The sequence below is a fragment of the Herbidospora sakaeratensis genome, assembly GCF_001570525.1.
In the GTDB taxonomy this organism is placed as follows: Bacteria; Actinomycetota; Actinomycetes; order Streptosporangiales; family Streptosporangiaceae; genus Herbidospora; species Herbidospora sakaeratensis.
Map to the genome: position 1 here is coordinate 1,105,536 of NZ_BBXC01000007.1, position 17,193 is coordinate 1,122,728.

Sequence of the window (17,193 nt, forward strand, 5' to 3'; positions counted from 1 at the left end):
GGCACCGCCTGTGAGGGGACATCGTGAACAAGAGGGAAAACCCGGTCGCCAAGGCCGTGGACAAGGTCATCGACGCGATCTCCGACCACGGCGGGGAGGAGATCCCGGGCCGGCCGGGCAGCCTGCCGCCGCAGGTCGCCGAACCGGTCGAGCCGCGCGGCCCGCTGCCGCCCAAGCCCGACCAGCGCGGCCCCGACCCGTTCACGCCGACCGGGCAACCCTCGGGTGAGACCACCGAGAGCCGGGCGCAGGGCGGCGCCTACCTGACCACCGCGACGGGCACCGAACTACCCGACACCGACCACTCGCTCAAGGCCGGGCCGCGCGGGCCGGTGCTGCTGCGCGACCACCACCTGCGTGAGAAGATCACCCACTTCGACCACGAACGCATCCCCGAACGCGTCGTGCACGCCCGGGGCGCGGCCGCCCACGGCGTCTTCCGCGGCTACGGCACCGCCGCGCAGGTCACCAAGGCCGCGTTCCTCGCCAAGGACGTCGAGACGCCGGTCTTCGTGCGGTTCTCCACCGTGCTGGGCTCGCGCGGCTCGGCCGACGCCGTCCGCGACACCCGGGGCTTCGCGACCAAGTTCTACACCTCCGAGGGCGTCTTCGACCTGGTCGGCAACAACATCCCGGTCTTCTTCATCCAGGACGCGATCAAGTTCCCCGACGTCATCCACGCCGGCAAGCCGCACCCCGACCGGGAGATCCCGCAGGCGCAGAGCGCCCACGACACCTTCTGGGACTTCGTCTCGCTGCACACCGAGGCGACCCACCACACGATGTGGAACATGTCCGACCGGGGCATCCCGAGGTCGTACCGGATGATGGAGGGCTTCGGCGTCCACACCTTCCGGCTGGTCGCCGCCGACGGCGGCACCGTGCTGGCCAAGTTCCACTGGAAGCCGAAGGCGGGCGTGCACTCCCTGGTCTGGGAGGAGGCCCAGATCGTCAACGGCGTCGACCCCGACTTCCACCGCCGCGACCTGGCCGACGCCATCGAGGCGGGCGCCTACCCGGAGTGGGAGTTCGGCATCCAGGTCTTCCCCGACTCCCCGGACCAGACGTTCGAGGGAATCGACCTGCTCGACCCGACGAAGATCGTGCCCGAGGAGCTCGCGCCGGTGCAGCCGATCGGCCTGCTGACCCTGAACGCCAACCCGGTCAACTTCTTCGCCGAGACCGAACAGGTCGCCTTCCACGTCGGGCACCTGGTGCCCGGCATCGACGTGACCGACGACCCGCTGCTGGCGGGCCGCCTGTTCTCCTACCTCGACACCCAGATCAGCCGCCTGGGCGGGCCGAACTTCGTCCAGCTGCCGATCAACCGGCCGCACTCGCCGGTCAACGACATGCTGCGCGACGGCATGCACCAGACCGCCGTGCACACGGGGGTCGCGCCCTACCGGCCCAACTCGCTCGACGGCGGCTGCCCGTTCCAGGCGTCCGGCGGCTACGTGGAGGTGCCGGTCCCGGTCGAGGCGGCGGCTCGTGGACGGGTGGCGCCCGCCTCCTACGACGACCACTTCAGCCAGCCGCGCCTGTTCTGGCTCAGCATGTCGCCGGTCGAGCAGGCGCACATCATCGCGGCGTACACCTTCGAGCTGAGCAAGGTGTTCGAGCAGGCGATCAGGGAGCGGCAGCTCCAGGTGCTGGCGCGGGTCGACCCCTACCTGTGCGAGCAGGTGGCGTTCGGTCTCGGCCTGCCGGTCCCCGAGGGCAAACCCGAGGTGTACGTCGAGCCGAGCCCCGCGTTGTCGCAGGTCGGCCGCCAGTGGCCGACGACGGGCCGGATCATCGGCATCGTCGCCGGCGACGACCTCGACGCCCTGCGCACGGTCCGCCGGACGGTCCTCGACGGCGGCATGACGCCGCTGGTGATCGCGCCCGCGGGCGGGGTGCTGCCCGGCCCGGGCGACCCGGTGCCGGTCCAGCGCACCTTCGCCGCCGCCCGCTCGGTCGAGTTCGACGCGATCGTCGTGGCGGGCGCGCCCGCGCCGGGGGCCGACGCGATCGGCGCGCGCGACGCCAAGGCGGGGCTGAGCGGCCGCGTCGACCCGCGCGTCTCGCTGATGCTGAACGAGGCCTACCGCCACGGCAAGCCGCTGGGCGGCTGGGACGGCGCGGCCGAGGCGTTCGCCTCGGCGGGCATCCCGCCCGGCGCGCCCGGCGTGGTCGTCGGCGAGGCGGGCCCGGCGGTGCTGGGGGAGGTCGTGACCCTGCTGGGCGGCCACCGCGTCTGGTCGCGTTTCCCCGCCTCGCTGGGCCCGAACGCCTGAGGCGCTAGATGTCGAGGTCCTCGACGACGGGCGGCCGGCCGAGATCGGTGATCATGTCGTAGAACTCGTCGGGGACCCGGCCGCGCAGCTGCTCGAACGTGTCGAGGACCTCCAGGGTGGCCTCGCCCTGGATGAACCCGTAGTCGGAGTCGGCCAGGCCGAGGTAGGTGCGCAGCGCCTCGCGGGAGAACAGCCCCGACAACCAGTTCTCGGCGTCGCGGGTCATGCTGTCGGTCCACTCGGGGGAGCGCTCGACGTGCAGGACGTACTTGCCCTTGCGGGACCGGTAGACCCGGAAGGTCTCGTTGCGCTGGCCCACCAGGCGGCTCCACTCGCCGAGCAGCACGCCGGAGAACCGCTGCTTGCGCACCGCCGTGCCCTGGCCGACCTTCACGATGACCTCGTCGTAGCCCTCCTCCCGGCCCTCCTCCATCTCGACGTAGCGCCGCAGGGCGGTGCTGATCGCGGCCGAGAGCTTGCCCCCGGCGAGCTCGGTGGCCCGCTGGAAGAGCGGCAGGTCGTCGTCGGACACGTAGATCGTCTTATTCGGCATCGTCGGCCTCCTCCGTATGCGCATAAGTATACGTATGTTGGGCGGAGTGCCACAGCCTGATCTCCGTAGCCGGAAGGCGTTCGGGGAACGGGCCCTGGCCGAGCAATGCTCGCAGGTCGTGTTCGAAGCCGGCGAGCCGGTCGCCGAACAGGTGCGGCGCGGAGCCGGACCGGGAGAACGTCCACGCCACGAGGTCGTCGGGCGTGCGCTCGACCACCTCTCCGGCCGGGACGACGATGCGCTCGACCGGGCCGAACCCGGCCCGCGCCAGGACCAGGTCCTCTCTGCCCGGCGTGCCGTTCACGAGCGCGCCCTGGCCCGCGCGGCGCACCGGGCCCAGATGACGGCGCACCAGGTCGCCGATCTCGGCGTACACGGCAGGGGGCGCGCTCTTGACGTCGCCGACCTGCACGAACGCGCCCCCGGGCGCGAGCATGCGCAGCACGGTCGCGGCGACGCGGTCGCGGTCGGTCCAGTGGAACGACTGCGCGAACACCACGGCCTGGAAACCGCCGCCCAGGTCGCCGGGCAGGTCTTCGGCCCGGCCGAGGACCCAGCGCACGCCCGGCACCTTTCGGCGTCCGGCCCGCCGCCGGGCCTCGGCCAGCATGCCGGAGTCGGGGTCGAGGCCGATCGTCTCGCCGGCGAGAGGGGCCAGGTCGAGGGTGACGGTCCCCGGGCCGCACCCGACGTCGAGCACCCGGCTCCGGTGGTCGAGCCCCAGTGCGGCGGCCAGCGTTTCGGCGTAGCCGGGCGCGTAGGGGAGCCGGCCGCGTTCGTAGTGGGCCGCGGCGCCCTCGAAGAGGGTCGCGTCCCACCGCCATCCGTCAGCCATGCGACCACGGTAGCGGCCGGGTGAGGCCCGAGCGGCCGAGGAGGCGCACGCCCGCCGCGCACCCGGCGCCCAGACCCGCCAGCACCGCCCACAGCAGGGCGGCGTGGTCGAGCAGCGCCCCCACGGCCAGGTTGCCCGCGGTGATCCCGAGCCCGGCGATCGAGTTGTACAGGCCGTAGTGGGTGGCGACGAGCCGGCCGCCCGACAGGGCCACCACGGTGTCCATCTCGAACGGGTAGGTCAGCGCCGTGCCGACGCCGAGCAGCGCCGCGCACAGCAGCACCGCGCCCGGCCACGTCGTCACCAGCAGCGGCGTGAACGCCGCCCCCATCAGGGTCAGCCCCCAGGTCATGGCCTGCGCCGGCGTCCAGCGCGCCCGCGCCCACGCGGTGATCCGCAGCTGCCCGAGCACCGCGATGCCGCCCGACACCACGAAGAGCAGCGTCACCGAACCCGGGTCGCCGAGGGCCAGCGGCAGCGCCAGGTAGACCTGGAACGACAACACGTACGACCCCGTCATCGCCCCCGCGAACAGCACGAAGGGCCGGTTGGCCAGCACCGTCCGCCAGTCGGCCAGCACGCCCGCCGACTCCGTCCGCGCGCCGGGACCGGGCGGCAGCGCGAGCACCTGCACGACCGTCAGCAGCGCGAACAGCCCGGCGGCCACCACGCAGACCAGCCGGAAGTCGGCCGCCATCAGGACCAGCCCGACCACCGGCCCGAGCAGGATCCCGCCCTGGTAGAAGACGTTGAACAGGGCGAACGCCTCGACCCGCCGATCGCCGGCCGAATGGGCGAGATAGGCGCGTACGGCCGGATTGAACAGCGCCCCCGCGAACCCGGTCATCGCCGAGGCGGCCAGCAGCACCGGCAGCGTGTGCGCGAACCCGAGCAGCGCGAACCCGAGCGTGCGCAGCAGGCACCCGGCGATGATGACCGGCCGGTAGCCGAGCCGGTCGGCGAGGGTGCCGCCGAGCAGGAACAGGCCCTGCTGGCTCAGGTTGCGCACCCCGAGCACCAGCCCGACGGTCCAGCCCGCGAGGCCCAGCCCGCCCGACAGGTGCCCGGCCAGGAACGGCATCAGCAGGTAGAACGCCACGTTGATGGTGAACTGGTTGACCATCAGCAACCGCGCCGTGCCGTCGAACGAGCGCCAGGCCCTCACCGGACCACCATCCGCGTCCAGCGGGTCACCTCGGCCTCGTCGGCCGTCTTGATCTCGTCGGGCTCGGCGGCGGGCGGCCGGTGCAGCAGGCCGTGGGCGGCGCAGTAGGCGTCGTCGTAGATCGTCGAGCCGTAGCGGGCCGGGCCGTCGGGGAAGACGGCGGCGATCCGGGTGTCCGGCGGCAGCGTGCGGGCCAGCCACGACGCGACGACGGTGACCGCGCCGACGCTCCACCCGCCGGTCGTGTAGTGGGTCGCGGCGAGGGTGCGGCAGGCCCAGACCGCCTCGTGCGCGGCGACCCAGTGCACCTCGTCGAACTCCTCGTGCGCGACGTTGCGCGGGTGGATGCTGCTGCCCAGTCCCCGCATCAGCCGGGGCCGGGCCGGCTGGCCGAAGATCGTCGACCCGACCGCGTCGACCCCCACCAGGGCGACCCGCCGGTCGTACCGCCGCAGCGCCTTGCTCACCCCGGCCGAGTGGCCGCCGGTCCCGACGCTGCACACCAGCACGTCGACGCGCCCGAGCTGCTCGACCAGCTCGTCGGCCAGGCCCGCGTAGGCGCCGACGTTGTCGGGGTTGGCGTACTGGTCGGGGCAGTAGGCGCCCGGATGCTCGGCCAGCAGCTCGGCCACCCGATCGAGCCGGGCCCGCTGCCAGCCGCCGGCCGGATGCGGCCGGGACACCGTCTCGACCCGCACGCCGTAGGCGGTCAGCAGCCGGTGGACGAGGGTCTCCATGCCGGGATCGGTGACGACGGTGACCGGATGGCCGTAGACGATCCCGGCGAGCGCCAGCCCCAGGCCGAACGTGCCCGACGTCGACTCGACGATCATCGCGCCGGGGGCGAGCTCGCCCCGTTCCCTGGCCTGTCCGACGATGTGCAGAGCGGCCCGGTCCTTGAGACCACCGGGGTTGACCGCCTCCAGCTTGGCCCAGAAGCCGCGTCCGGCGGGGGCGAAGGGCGCGGTGATCAGGCGTACCGGGGTGCTGCCCACCAGATGAGAAGACATGTCGTCACGCAAAGTAACCGAACTTTCCGCGTGTTTGGTGGTGCCCCGCCGCTCCCGGCGGGCGGGGCGGCGGATAATCGATCAGCCCCCCAGCCGTTCCGAAGGGGGAGACGTGACCCTGTCACGCCGCGCGATGCTCACCGGCCTGCCGCTCTCGCTCATGGCCCGTCCCGCGGCCGCGGTGGCGAGGCCCGTGGGCGCTCCCGCGGAGGTCGCCCGCGACGAGGTCTACTGGCGCTCGGTGGCGGCGGCGTTCCGGGTCGACCCCGGCTTCGTGAACCTGGAGAACGGCTACTTCGGCAGCATGCCCGAGCCCGTCCGGCTGGCCTACCACGCCCACTCCGACCGGCTGAACGCCGAGAACAGCCGGTTGTTGCGCACGGCGTACCGGCAGCACGCCGAGGAGGCCGCCGCCCGCGTCGCGGGCCTGCTCGGCGTGACGAAGGAGGAGATCGCCTTCACCCGGGGCGGCACCGAGGCCCTCCAGAACCTGATCACCGGCTACCGGCGGCTGGCCCCCGGCGACGCCGTCATGTACGCCGACCTCGACTTCCACACCGGCCAGTCGGCCCTCAGATGGCTGGCCGACCGGCACGGCGCCCGGGTCGAACGCCTGGTGATCCCCGAACCGGCCACCCGCCAGGCCGTGCTGGACGCCTACGCCGCCGCCCTGGCCACCACCCCGCGCCTGCGGCTGCTCCTGCTCAGCCACCTGAACAACCGCACCGGCCTGGTCGTGCCGGTGGCCGAGATCACCGAGATGGCCCGGGAGAAGGGCGTCGACGTGATCGTCGACGCCGCCCACTCGTGGGGCCACCTCGACTTCACCCTGCCGGAGCTGAAGGCCGACTTCGGCGTCTTCTCCCTGCACAAGTGGATGGGCGCGCCCCTGGGCAGCGGCTTCCTCTACATCCGCAAGGAGCGCCTGGCCGACGTCGCCCCCGTCTTCGGCGACGAGTCGCAGCAGGCCGACATCCGGTCGCGGGTGCACTCGGGCACCATGGACGTCGCCCCCATCCTCAGCGTCGGCGCCGCCCTCGACTTCCACGAGACCCTCGGCGCGAAGGTCAAGGAGGCCCGCCTCCGGCACCTGCGCGAGCGCTGGGTCGACCAGGTCCGCGACCTGCCCGTCGAGATCCTGACCCCCGACGACCCGGCCATGTACGGCGGCATGACCGCCTTCCGGCTCGCGGGCCGCACGTCCAAGGCCGACAACACCGCCGTCGTCGACCACCTCTACACCCGGCACCGCATCTTCACGGTGCACCGCGACGGCGTCACGAAGGGCGACTGCGTGCGGGTCACCCCGGCCCTGTTCACCTCGGCCGCCGACGTCGACCGCCTCGCCGCCGCCCTGCGGGAACTCGCCGGGCGCTGACCCGTCAGGCGACGGCGGGCCTGGCCGGGGGCGGCGGCTCCGGCGGGGACGCGGGCGGGCCGGAGTCGGGGGAGCGGCCCTGGGCGTTGCGGATCAGGGCCACGATCACCGAGGTCACCGGGGCCGCCAGGAACGCGCCGATGATGCCGGCGACCACGCTGCCGACCGTCAGCGCCAGCAGGATCACCGCGCCCGGCAGGTCGAGCGCCTTGCCGTAGATCATCGGCGCCAGCACGTGGCCTTCGAGCTGCTGCACCAGGATCGTCACCGCGATCACGATCAGGGCCACCAGCCAGCCCTTGGCCACGAACGCCACCACCGCCGCGAGCAGCCCCGCGAACAGCGCGCCGATGACCGGCAGGAACGCGCCCACGAACGTCAGCACCGCGAGCGGCAGCGCGATCGGCACGCCCAGGATCCACAACGCGAGGCCGATGAAGAACGCGTCGACGAAGCCGACCGCCGCGACGCCCCGCACGTAGCGGCCGACGACGTCGAAGACGATCTTGCTGGTGGTCATGATGTGGTCGCGGCTGCCGCGCGGGGCCAGGTCGGCCACCCAGCGCACCAGGTGGTCGCCGCCGTGGACGAGGTAGACCGCCAGGATGAGGGCCAGCACCCCGCCGACCACGATCTCGCCGACGGTCTTGACCCCGGTGAGCGCCCCCGAGGCGACCTCGCTGCCGCGCTGCGACAGGAACGTCTGGACGTCGTGCACGATCTCCTGGATGCGCGCCTGGTCGAAGCCGAAGCGCGCGGCGGTCGCCTGGAGGTCGGTGACGACCTTGCCGATGCTGTCGCTCAGCTCGGCGAAACCGTCGATCGTCGGGGGGACCAGCAGCGCGATGACCCCCGCCAGCACGGCGATCACCCCCACGAACGCGAGCAGCGTGGACAGGGCGCGGTTGAGGCCCCACTGGCGCAGCCGCCGCGCCGGGGGCATCATCAGCGCGGTGATGAAGATCGCGAACACGACGCTGATCGCGACGGTCCTGACCTGGTAGACGATCCACAACACGACCGCCGTCAGGGCGATCAGGACGAGGATCCGCCCCGCCGTCGCGCTGGCCCTGCGCAGGCCGTCCCCTGTTGCCGCCGGATCTGCCATCGGCGTTCCCTCCCCGTCACGGTCGATGCCCGCCGATGATCCCAGAGATCACCGGGAGGGGGCTACCGTCCGTCGTGGCCGGGATCGACGTCGAAGGTGATCGCCCCCCGGAAGCCGTCGCCGTCCGGCACCGTGGCCATGACCATGGAGCTCCGGAAGATCGAGTCGTCGTCGTTCCGCGTGTCACGCCCGCCCCGCCCGGCGTAGGGGCCGGCGGCCAGCACCGCGTCGTTGCGCGCCTCGTCGAACATGACCTGGGTGGTGAGCGTCCGGTCGTTCCCGACGTGGACCATGGCGTGGACGTGCACGGTCCGCCCCCGGTACCACCCCGGCCAGATGGTGGTGAACACCACGATCCCGTCGGCCCCGGTCACCTGGGCGCCCCGCAGATACCGCTCGTCGTCGGTCGGCACGAGATCGCCCATGCCGCCGCCGGGTCCGCCCGTCGAGGCGGACTCCGCGCCCGAATAGAGGCCGCCCGCGTCGCAGTGCCAGATCTCCACGACCGCGTCCTTCAGCGGTTCGCACGTCTCGCTGTCGCGCACCCGGATCGCCAGGTCGAGCAGGGTCCCGGGCCGGTCCTCGCGGATGTCCGACCTGATCTTGTCCGCGTCGAAGTAGTAGGGCCCCGGGGTGGTGGAGGGCGTCAGCGCGCACGCGCCGGAGGAGTCGAGGAGCGCCGCCAGGTCGCCCGGAACGGCCTGGGGCGTGATGGTCGCGGTCGCGCCCGTGGAGGTCGTCACCGGAGTGGACCCGCCGGACCCGCACGCCGCGAGCAGCGCGCCGAGCCCGATCGAACCCACCCCGGCGATCATCGTGCGCCGGCTGACCCGGCGGCCTTCGTCGTGGTCTGTCATGACGGTCACGCTAGGAACCGCACATGAGCGAGACGTGAGAGCAGTCCTAGGATCTACTTTGTAAAGGCGTCATAAGGGGAGATCACGTCGACCCCGCCGGCTCCAGGTCGTCCTTCACCTCGGGATCCCCGGCGTCGGCGGTGTAGTCGCGCGGGCGGGTCGCGTCGACCCCCTCCGCCGACCCGAGCCGCCGGGCCGCCACGGTCGCCAGCGCCGCCACCGCCAGGTTGACGATCAGCGCCAGGAACCCGGCGTAGACCGTCATCGGCGTGTCGAAGCCGAGCTTGCTCAGCGGGAACGCCGACCCGCCGAAGTGGGCGTGGTTGTTGGCCGGGTTCGCGATGTTGTAGAGCAGCACCATCCCGGCCGTCATCCCGGCCGTCCAGCCCGCGATCAGCCCCACCCGGTGGAACCACCGGGTATACAGCCCCAGCGCCACCGACGGCAGCGTCTGCAGGATGATCACCCCGCCGATCAGCTGCAGGTCGATGGAGAACTGCGGGTCGATCAGCAGGATGCAGAGCACCGCGCCCACCTTGACGACCAGCGAGGTCAGCTTGCTGACCCGGGCCTCCTGGGCGTCGGTGGCGTCGCGCCGCAGGTACTCCTTGTAGATGTTGCGGGTGAACAGGTTCGCCGCCGCGATCGACATGATCGCGGCCGGGACCAGCGCGCCGATGCCGATGGCCGCGAACGCGACGCCGGTGAACCAGTCGGGGAACATCTGGTCGAACAGCTGCGGCACGACCGTGTTCACGTCGGTGCCGATCGGGGTGACCCCGGCCGCGATGGCCATGTAGCCGAGCAGCGCGATGAGCCCCAGCAGCAGGCTGTAGGCCGGCAGCGCCGACATGTTCCGCTTGATCACGTCGCGCGACCGCGAGGCGAGCACCCCGGTCACGCTGTGCGGGTAGAGGAACAGCGCCATCGCCGACCCCAGCGCCAGGGTGACGTACTGGAGCTGGTTGTTGGCGTTGAGCAGGGTCCCGTCGCCGGGCGCGGGGGTCTTGGCGAACTTGGCGTCGGCCGCGTCGAAGATCGACCCGAACCCGCCGAGCCGCGCCGGGATGTAGATCACCGCGACCAGGATCACGACGTAGATCAGGATGTCCTTCACGAACGCGATCAGCGCCGGGGCCCGCAGCCCGCTCTGGTAGGTGTACGCCGCCAGGATCGCGAACGCGATGATCAGCGGCAGGTCGCCGGTCACCCCCATCGTCTTCAGCACGGCCTCGATGCCGATGAGCTGGAGCGCGATGTACGGCATCGTCGCCACGATCCCGGTGATGGCCACCAGCAGCGCCAGCGTCGGCGAGCCGAACCGCACCCGCACGAAGTCGGCGGGCGTCACCAGCCCGTGCACGTGCGACACCGACCAGAGCCGGATCAGCACCAGCATGACCAGCGGATAGGTGATGACCGTGTAGGGCACCGCGAAGAACCCGGTCGCCCCGGCCCCGAACAGCAGCGCCGGCACCGCCACGAACGTGTAGGCCGTGTAGAGGTCCCCGCCGACCAGGAACCACGTGATCCACGACCCGAAGTTGCGCCCGCCCAGCCCCCACTCGTTGAGCGAGGCCAGGTTGTCGGCCCGCCGCCAGCGGGCCGCGACGAAGCCCATCCCGCTGACCAGCAGGAACAGGGCGGTGAAGATGACGATCTCGGTGATGTGCTCGTTCATCGGCGGGTCACCCGGTAGACGATCAGGGTCGCCGACACGCTGATGACCAGGAAGGCGAGCTGCAGCCAGTAGAACAGCGGAACGCCGAACAGCCGGGGCTCCTCATGGTTGAACAGGGCCGGCACCAGCGGGATGACGATCGCGGGCAGCAGGACCCAGTTCCAGCGGCTGCGGTCCGATCTGGGGGAGCGTGGATCCGTCAACGGACTCTCCTTCCGACAGGTTGTCGATTGGAGCGTAAAGTGACGGGTGTCACAGGTGGAGCTCCCATCGACGAGCGGCAGCCTGGACGCGCCGAGCGGTCGTGGGTCGGGCCATTCGCCCGACATGTGGAGTCCGGCGTGTTATTGTGTGCCGCATGCGAATTCCTCAGCAGCAGTGGTGGCGCCGCTAGCAGGCGGCCCTCAGCTCAGGTTTTCGCGAAATCGAAACAGGCCGCCCCGGGATTGGGCGGCCTTCTGTGTTTCCGCCCCCGGGGCATGAGTGGATCAAGGGGCGACAGTGGAGACCAGCGGTTACACCACGGCGGGCGGCATCGGGGTCGAGCGCGTGGTGCGCGCCGTGCCCGAGGCGGCCCTCGACGAGATCGTCGACTCGCTCGGCACTCGCCGGGGCGGGGCGTTCTCCTCGGGCATGGACTATCCGGGCAGGTACAGCCGATGGGCCTTCGGCTACGCCGATCCCTGCCTGGAGCTCGTCGCGCGGGGCCGCCGCATCTCGGCCCGCGCGCTCAACGACCGGGGCGCCGTCGTGCTCCCCGCCGTCGCGGCCTGTCTCCGCGCCGCCGGTGAGGTCGTCGGCACGCCCACCGCCACCTACACCGAGGTCGAGGTGCGCCAGTCCGACGAGTGGCTGCCGGAGGAGATGCGCTCGCGCCGGCCCACCGTCTTCACCGCGATCCGCGAGGTCATCGCCGCGTTCAAGGGCGACGACCAGCACCTGGGCCTCTACGGCGCGTTCGGCTACGACCTGGCCTTCCAGTTCGAGCCGATCCGCTACGAGCTCACCCGTCCCGACGACCAGCGCGACCTGGTCCTCCACCTGCCCGACCGCCTCGTGGTGATCGACCGGGTGAAGGAGACCGTGCTGGAGTACTCCTACGAGTTCGTGTACGAGGGCGCGAGCACGAAGGGCCTGCCCCGCAGCGGCGACTCCCGCGAACTGGTCAAGGCGACCGAGATCCCGGCCGACCCGGTCAGGGGCGCCTACGCCGACGTCGTCGCCAAGGCCAAGGAGAAGTTCCGGCGCGGCGACCTGTTCGAGGTCGTGCCCGGCCAGGTCTTCCACGCCCCCTGCGACGACCCGCCCGCCTTCTACCGCGGCCTGCGCACCAGCAACCCGGCGCCCTACGAGTTCATCCTCAGCCTCGGCGACGGCGAGCACCTGGTGGGGGCCTCGCCCGAGATGTACGTCCGGGTCAGCGGCGAGCGGGTGGAGACCTGCCCGATCTCCGGCACCATCGCCCGGGGCGCCAACCCGGTCGAGGACGCCGAGGCGATCCGCACCCTCCTGTCCAGCGTGAAGGAGGAGTCGGAGCTGACCATGTGCACCGACGTCGACCGCAACGACAAGTCGCGCATCTGCGTGCCGGGTTCGGTCAAGGTCATCGGCCGCCGCCAGATCGAGATGTACTCCCGGCTGATCCACACCGTCGACCACATCGAGGGCTACCTGCGCCCCGAGTTCGACGCCCTCGACGCCTTCCTCACCCACATGTGGGCGGTCACCGTCACGGGCGCCCCGAAGACGTGGGCGATGCAGTTCATCGAGGACCACGAGGCCACCACCCGCCGCTGGTACGGCGGCGCGGTCGGCTTCATCGGCTTCGACGGCTCCATGAACACCGGCCTGACCCTGCGCACCGCCCAGATCAAGAACGGCGTGGCGACGGTCCGGGCGGGCGCGACCCTGCTGGTCGACTCCGACCCCGACGCCGAGGAGCGCGAGACCGAGCTCAAGGCCAGCGCCCTGCTGGGCGCGCTGGCGGCGGTCGGCCGGGGCGAGGTGGCCCAGGAGGCCGTCGCGGCCGAGCAGCCGGGCGAGGGCCACACCGTGCTCCTCGTCGACTACGAGGACTCGTTCGTCAACACCCTGGCCGACTACTTCCGCCAGCAGGGCGCCAAGGTCGTCACCCTGCGCCACGGCTTCCCGACGGCGATGATCGAGGAGATCGCGCCGACCCTCGTGGTGCTCTCGCCCGGCCCCGGCTGGCCGTCCGACTTCGGCACCGACCGGCTCGTCGCGGCCCTCTACGAGCGCGGCCTGCCGGTCTTCGGGGTCTGCCTCGGGCTGCAGGCGATGGTCGAGCAGGCGGGCGGGCAGCTCGACCTGCTGCCCTACCCCGAGCACGGCAAGCGCGGGCAGATCAAGCGCGAGGGCGACAGCGCGCTGCTGGCCGGGCTGCCCGAGACGTTCACCGCCGCCCGCTACCACTCGGTGCACGCCAAGCACCCGGGCGTGCAGGGCTTCACGGTCACGGCGGCGACCTCCGACGGCGCGGTCATGGCCATCGAAGATCCGGCCAACCGCCGGTTCGGGGTGCAGTTCCACCCCGAGTCGATCCTCACCACCGAGGGCGGCGCGGGCGCGAAGATCATCGCCAACGTGCTCAGGCTGGCCCGGTAAAGATCGCACCGATCGCCTGACCGCCCGGCGTCACCGGCCCTAGAGTCTCGTCCCTGCCGAAACCGAGGGGGACGAGGGAAATGACGCCGGTGCTGCCGGGTCCGGTCCGGGCGGCGCTGACGGCGCCCCTGGTCGACCACCACTGCCAGGGGGTGCGCCGCGACGACCTGGTCAGGGCCCAGTTCGAGACGCTGATCACCCGGGCGGGCCATCCCGCGCCGCCCGGGACCACCCATTTCGACACCCCCGAGGGCGTGGCGATCCGGCGCTGGTGCGCGCCCGTCCTGGGGCTCGAACCGCACGCGCCGGCCGCCGTCTACCTGGCCCGCCGGGCCGAACTGGGGGCCGCGGAGGTCAACCGGGCGCTGCTGCGGGCCGCCGGCGTCGTCGCCTTCCTGGTCGACACCGGCACGGAGTCCTCGCCCGACCTGCTGTCGGTGGCCGAGACCGGGCGGCTCGGCGGCGCGGCCTCCGACGAGATCGTCCGGCTCGAACGGGTCGAGCAGGACGTCGCGGAAGAGGGGCTGAGCGCGCCCGCCTACCTCGACCGGCTGCGGACCGAGGTCGCCGCGCGGGCCTCCCGGGCGGTCGGGTTGTCGACCGTGATCGGCTACCGCTGCGGCCTGGACGTCGATCCGGTCCGCCCGGCGCGCGGGGCCGTGCTGGCGGCGGCCGGACGGCGGGCCGCCGAGCCGAAGAGGCCGCTCACCGACCCGGTGCTGCTGCGCCACCTGCTCTGGACCGGCGTCGACGTCGCCCGGGAGCGGGCGATGCCGCTGCAGATCCCGTGCGGCCACTCGGGGGTCGACCTGGGGGTGCTGCACCGGTCCGATCCGACCGCGCTGGCCCCCTTCGTCAAGGCGCTCGGGCCGCTCGGGGTGCCGGTCATCCTGCTGCACTGCTCGCCGTACGAGCGGGCGGCCGCGTTCCTGGCCGCCGCGTTCCCGCACGTGCACATCGACGTGCGCGACGGGCTCGCCGAGGTGCTCGGCCTCGCGCCGTTCCACAAGATCATGTTCGGCTCGGGCGGCTGGGGCGTCGCCGAGACCGTCTACCTGGGCGCCCTGCGGCACCGGACCGTGCTGGCCCGCGAACTGGCCGCCCGCATCGAGGCCGGCGACTGGTCGGGCGGCGACGCGGAACGGGTCGCGGGGATGATCGGCTCGGGAAACGCTCGTCGGATCTACCGACTTTAAATCCTCTTTAGGTAGGAGGAACGAGCAGATCTTGGCAGAAAGACTGAAAAGGCCATGACTGCCATAGAGATCCGCAACCTCAGCAAGTCGTTCGGCGCGGTCCGCGCCGTCGACGACGTCTCCTTCACGGTGGAAGCCGGCACCGTCACGGGCTACCTCGGCCCCAACGGCGCCGGCAAGACCACCACCCTGCGCTCCCTGCTCGGCCTGGTCACCCCCGACTCGGGTGAGGCCCTGGTCAACGGGCGGCGGTACGCCAGCCTCGACCACCCGCTCAACGAGGTCGGCGCGGTCCTGGAGGCCACCAGCTTCCACCCGGGCCGCACCGCCCGCGACCACCTGCGCATCATGACCACCGCGGCGGGCCTGCCGGCCTCCCGGCCCGACGAGGCGCTCGACCAGGTCGGCCTCGCCGACGCCGCCCGCAAGCGGGTCGGCGGCTTCTCCCTCGGCATGCGCCAGCGGCTGGCCCTCGCGGGCGCGCTGCTCGGCCAGCCGAAGATCTTCATCCTCGACGAGCCCGCCAACGGCCTCGACCCGGCGGGCATCCAGTGGTTGCGGGGCTTCCTGCGCCACCTGGCCCACGACACCGGCGCGGCCGTGCTGGTCTCCAGCCACGTGCTGGCCGAGGTCGAGCAGACCGTCGACAACGTGGTGATCATCGCCAAGGGCCGGCTGGTCCGCCAGGGCACCCTGGCCGAACTCACCGGCAACGGCGGCGGCGCGGTCCGGGTGAAGACCAAGGACGACTTCGCCCCCGCCCTGCGCGCCGCCGGCGCGGAGGTCGAGGAGGTCGAACCGGGCCTGCTCCGGGTCAAGGGCCTGGACGCCGAGGAGATCGGCCGCCTGGCCCTCGACCAGCGGGTGCTCCTCACCGAGGTCACCCACGAGCGCTCCGACCTGCAGAGCGTCTTCCTCGAACTCACCGCGGAGGGGGAGCGGGCATGACGAACCTGATCCGCGCCGAGCTGCAGAAGCTCTTCACCACCCGCCTGTGGTGGGCGATGGCCCTGGTCATGTTCGCCTTCACCGCGTTCGGCCTGGCCTTCCTCATCGCCCAGGCCGGGGTGGCCCCCGCCAACGGCCAGCCGGGCCTGCCCGCGCTCGACGACCCGGCGTGGTTGCCGCTGGCCCTCAGCTTCGCCTCCGGGGCCAACATCTTCACGATGATCCTCGGCATCGTGCTGATGACCAGCGAATACCGCTACCAGACGATCACCGGCACGTTCCTCACCACGCCCAAGCGCGGCCGCGTCATCGCCGCCAAGCTCGGCGCCGGGGTGATCGTCGGGGTCTTCTTCGCGGTCATCTCGCTGCTGTTCACCGCCGTCGTCGCCATCACCGCCGTGCTCATCGGCGGCGGCTCGATCGACCTGACGGCCGGCCGCGTGCCGCAGCTCACCCTCGGGGTCTTCGCCACCCTGGTCCTGTACGCCCTGTTCGGCATCGGCCTCGGCGCGCTCGTGCGCAACCAGGTGGCCGCGCTGATCGGCGGCATCGTGTGGGCGTACGTGATCGAGTCGATCCTGGGCGCCTTCCCGGCCCTGCAGACGGTCGGCAAGTGGCTGCCCGGCGGGGCGGCGCAGGCGCTGATGAACATCGACTTCGACACCGGCCTCGGCGAGTCGAACCTGCTGCCCGCCTGGGGCGGCGCGCTCGTCCTGGTCGCCTACGCCCTGCTGTTCGCCCTCGTCGCCAACCTCACCACCACCCGCAGAGACATCACCTGAGGTCGTTATGCTCGTGGCCCATGGTGAAGTTGCAAAGTGAGGTAACCGTCGAGCTCGTCAAGCACAGCGCGTCCGACTCGGACGTGCTGTGGGCGGCCCGGGTCTCGACGGCGGGGGAGCAGTCGCTGGAGGAGATCCACAAGGATCCCGAACGGTCCAAGGGCCTGATCAACTTCCTGATGCGCGACCGGCACGGGTCGCCGTTCGAGCACAACTCGATGACCTTCTTCATCAGCGCGCCGATCTTCGTGTTCCGTGAGTTCCACCGCCACCGCGTGTGGTCCTACAACGAGGAGAGCGGCCGCTACCGGGAGTTGCAGCCGGTCTTCTACGTGCCCGGCCCCGACCGCAAGCTGGTGCAGGAGGGCCGTCCCGGCAAGTACGTGTTCGTCGACGGCACCCCCGAACAGCACGCCCTCGTCTCCGAGACGATGGAGGAGTCCTACCGGGCCTCCTACGCGGCGTACCAGAAGATGCTCGAGGCCGGAGTGGCCCGCGAGGTGGCGCGGGCCGTGCTCCCCGTCGGGTTGTTCTCCTCCATGTACGCCACCTGCAACGCCCGCGCGCTGATGCACTTCCTGTCGCTGCGCACCAAGGACGAACGGGCCGCCGTCCCGTCGTTCCCGCAGCGCGAGATCGAGATGGTGGCCGAGAAGATGGAGGCCCTGTGGGCCGGGCTGATGCCGATCACCCACGCCGCCTTCAACGCCAACGGACGGGTGTCCCCCTGATTTGAGTATCGGGGTGCTCAGGCGCCCGGTGCGGGGCGGCTCCAT

General features: G+C 71.9%; 15 protein-coding genes. 7 read left to right on the forward strand and 8 right to left on the reverse strand.

What is annotated here, in order from left to right; all coding sequences use genetic code 11:
* Nucleotides 1-23 precede the first annotated feature (23 nt).
* Nucleotides 24-2,279 (forward strand): catalase, encoded by a 2,256-nt coding sequence (locus AW271_RS04560; RefSeq protein ID WP_062332150.1) that lies wholly within the window; start codon nt 24-26, stop codon nt 2,277-2,279.
* Nucleotides 2,280-2,283: 4 nt separating this feature from the next.
* Here the strand turns inward: AW271_RS04560 and AW271_RS04565 are convergent, their stop codons facing one another.
* From AW271_RS04565 to AW271_RS04580, 4 genes are read right to left on the reverse strand one after another with little or no spacing between them, the layout of a single operon-like run.
* Entirely contained in the window at nt 2,284-2,832 is a 549-nt protein-coding gene (locus AW271_RS04565) for an EXLDI protein (RefSeq protein WP_062332153.1), read from the reverse strand.
* Nucleotides 2,822-3,667 carry a class I SAM-dependent methyltransferase gene (locus tag AW271_RS04570; protein WP_062332156.1) on the reverse strand — a complete coding sequence of 282 codons (846 nt, stop codon included), beginning with the start codon at nt 3,665-3,667 and terminating at the stop codon, nt 2,822-2,824. Before AW271_RS04570 ends, AW271_RS04565 begins: the two co-directional genes overlap by 11 nt.
* Nucleotides 3,660-4,832 (reverse strand): MFS transporter, encoded by a 1,173-nt coding sequence (locus AW271_RS04575; RefSeq protein WP_245652919.1) that lies wholly within the window; start codon nt 4,830-4,832, stop codon nt 3,660-3,662. The genes AW271_RS04570 and AW271_RS04575 overlap by 8 nt, the downstream gene beginning before the upstream one ends.
* Nucleotides 4,829-5,842, reverse strand: a complete 1,014-nt coding sequence (locus tag AW271_RS04580; RefSeq protein ID WP_062332159.1) for a PLP-dependent cysteine synthase family protein — start codon at nt 5,840-5,842, stop codon at nt 4,829-4,831. The genes AW271_RS04575 and AW271_RS04580 overlap by 4 nt, the downstream gene beginning before the upstream one ends.
* A 112-nt stretch (nt 5,843-5,954) precedes the next feature.
* Here AW271_RS04580 and AW271_RS04585 point away from each other — a divergent pair, with 112 nt between their 5' ends.
* On the forward strand, nt 5,955-7,220 hold the full coding sequence (locus AW271_RS04585; protein ID WP_062332162.1) for an aminotransferase class V-fold PLP-dependent enzyme: 1,266 nt from the start codon (nt 5,955-5,957) through the stop codon (nt 7,218-7,220).
* Between the two features lie 4 nt (nt 7,221-7,224).
* Here the strand turns inward: AW271_RS04585 and AW271_RS04590 are convergent, their stop codons facing one another.
* The 4 genes from AW271_RS04590 to AW271_RS42200 form a co-directional block, all read right to left on the reverse strand.
* Nucleotides 7,225-8,328: an AI-2E family transporter gene (locus AW271_RS04590; RefSeq protein ID WP_062332165.1), complete on the reverse strand. Its 1,104-nt coding sequence runs from the start codon at nt 8,326-8,328 to the stop codon at nt 7,225-7,227.
* A 62-nt stretch (nt 8,329-8,390) separates the two neighbouring features.
* Nucleotides 8,391-9,185 (reverse strand): dioxygenase family protein, encoded by a 795-nt coding sequence (locus tag AW271_RS04595; protein WP_062333095.1) that lies wholly within the window; start codon nt 9,183-9,185, stop codon nt 8,391-8,393.
* Between the two features lie 82 nt (nt 9,186-9,267).
* Nucleotides 9,268-10,866 carry a monocarboxylate uptake permease MctP gene (gene mctP / locus AW271_RS04600; protein WP_062332168.1) on the reverse strand — a complete coding sequence of 533 codons (1,599 nt, stop codon included), beginning with the start codon at nt 10,864-10,866 and terminating at the stop codon, nt 9,268-9,270.
* On the reverse strand, nt 10,863-11,069 hold the full coding sequence (locus AW271_RS42200; protein WP_062332172.1) for a DUF3311 domain-containing protein: 207 nt from the start codon (nt 11,067-11,069) through the stop codon (nt 10,863-10,865). Before AW271_RS42200 ends, mctP begins: the two co-directional genes overlap by 4 nt.
* 298 nt (nt 11,070-11,367) lie before the next feature.
* Between AW271_RS42200 and AW271_RS04610 the strand changes: the two genes are divergently transcribed.
* From AW271_RS04610 to thyX, 5 genes are all read left to right on the forward strand, one after another.
* A complete protein-coding gene (locus AW271_RS04610; protein ID WP_062332175.1) occupies nt 11,368-13,491 on the forward strand; it encodes an anthranilate synthase component I in 2,124 nt (707 codons plus the stop codon).
* A gap of 80 nt (nt 13,492-13,571) precedes the next feature.
* Nucleotides 13,572-14,687: an amidohydrolase gene (locus tag AW271_RS04615; protein ID WP_062332177.1), complete on the forward strand. Its 1,116-nt coding sequence runs from the start codon at nt 13,572-13,574 to the stop codon at nt 14,685-14,687.
* Nucleotides 14,688-14,741: 54 nt separating this feature from the next.
* On the forward strand, nt 14,742-15,635 hold the full coding sequence (locus AW271_RS04620) for an ABC transporter ATP-binding protein (protein ID WP_062332180.1): 894 nt from the start codon (nt 14,742-14,744) through the stop codon (nt 15,633-15,635).
* Entirely contained in the window at nt 15,632-16,417 is a 786-nt protein-coding gene (locus AW271_RS04625; RefSeq protein ID WP_062332183.1) for an ABC transporter permease, read from the forward strand. The genes AW271_RS04620 and AW271_RS04625 overlap by 4 nt, the downstream gene beginning before the upstream one ends.
* Nucleotides 16,418-16,437: 20 nt before the next feature.
* Nucleotides 16,438-17,148, forward strand: a complete 711-nt coding sequence (gene thyX, locus AW271_RS04630) for an FAD-dependent thymidylate synthase (RefSeq protein ID WP_062332185.1) — start codon at nt 16,438-16,440, stop codon at nt 17,146-17,148.
* Nucleotides 17,149-17,193: the final 45 nt, after the last annotated feature.

Excerpts from the sequence above, each read along its gene's own strand:
- thyX (WP_062332185.1), top strand. The coding sequence starts at position 16,438 with ATGGTGAAGTTGCAAAGTGAGGTAACCGTCGAGCTCGTCAAGCACAGC.
- AW271_RS04565 (WP_062332153.1), bottom strand. The coding sequence starts at position 2,832 with ATGCCGAATAAGACGATCTACGTGTCCGACGACGACCTGCCGCTCTTC.
- AW271_RS04595 (WP_062333095.1), bottom strand. The coding sequence starts at position 9,185 with ATGACAGACCACGACGAAGGCCGCCGGGTCAGCCGGCGCACGATGATC.
- AW271_RS04615 (WP_062332177.1), top strand. The coding sequence starts at position 13,572 with ATGACGCCGGTGCTGCCGGGTCCGGTCCGGGCGGCGCTGACGGCGCCC.
- AW271_RS04625 (WP_062332183.1), top strand. The coding sequence starts at position 15,632 with ATGACGAACCTGATCCGCGCCGAGCTGCAGAAGCTCTTCACCACCCGC.
- AW271_RS04620 (WP_062332180.1), top strand. The coding sequence starts at position 14,742 with ATGACTGCCATAGAGATCCGCAACCTCAGCAAGTCGTTCGGCGCGGTC.
- AW271_RS04580 (WP_062332159.1), bottom strand. The coding sequence starts at position 5,842 with ATGTCTTCTCATCTGGTGGGCAGCACCCCGGTACGCCTGATCACCGCG.
- AW271_RS04590 (WP_062332165.1), bottom strand. The coding sequence starts at position 8,328 with ATGGCAGATCCGGCGGCAACAGGGGACGGCCTGCGCAGGGCCAGCGCG.
- AW271_RS04570 (WP_062332156.1), bottom strand. The coding sequence starts at position 3,667 with ATGGCTGACGGATGGCGGTGGGACGCGACCCTCTTCGAGGGCGCCGCG.
- mctP (WP_062332168.1), bottom strand. The coding sequence starts at position 10,866 with ATGAACGAGCACATCACCGAGATCGTCATCTTCACCGCCCTGTTCCTG.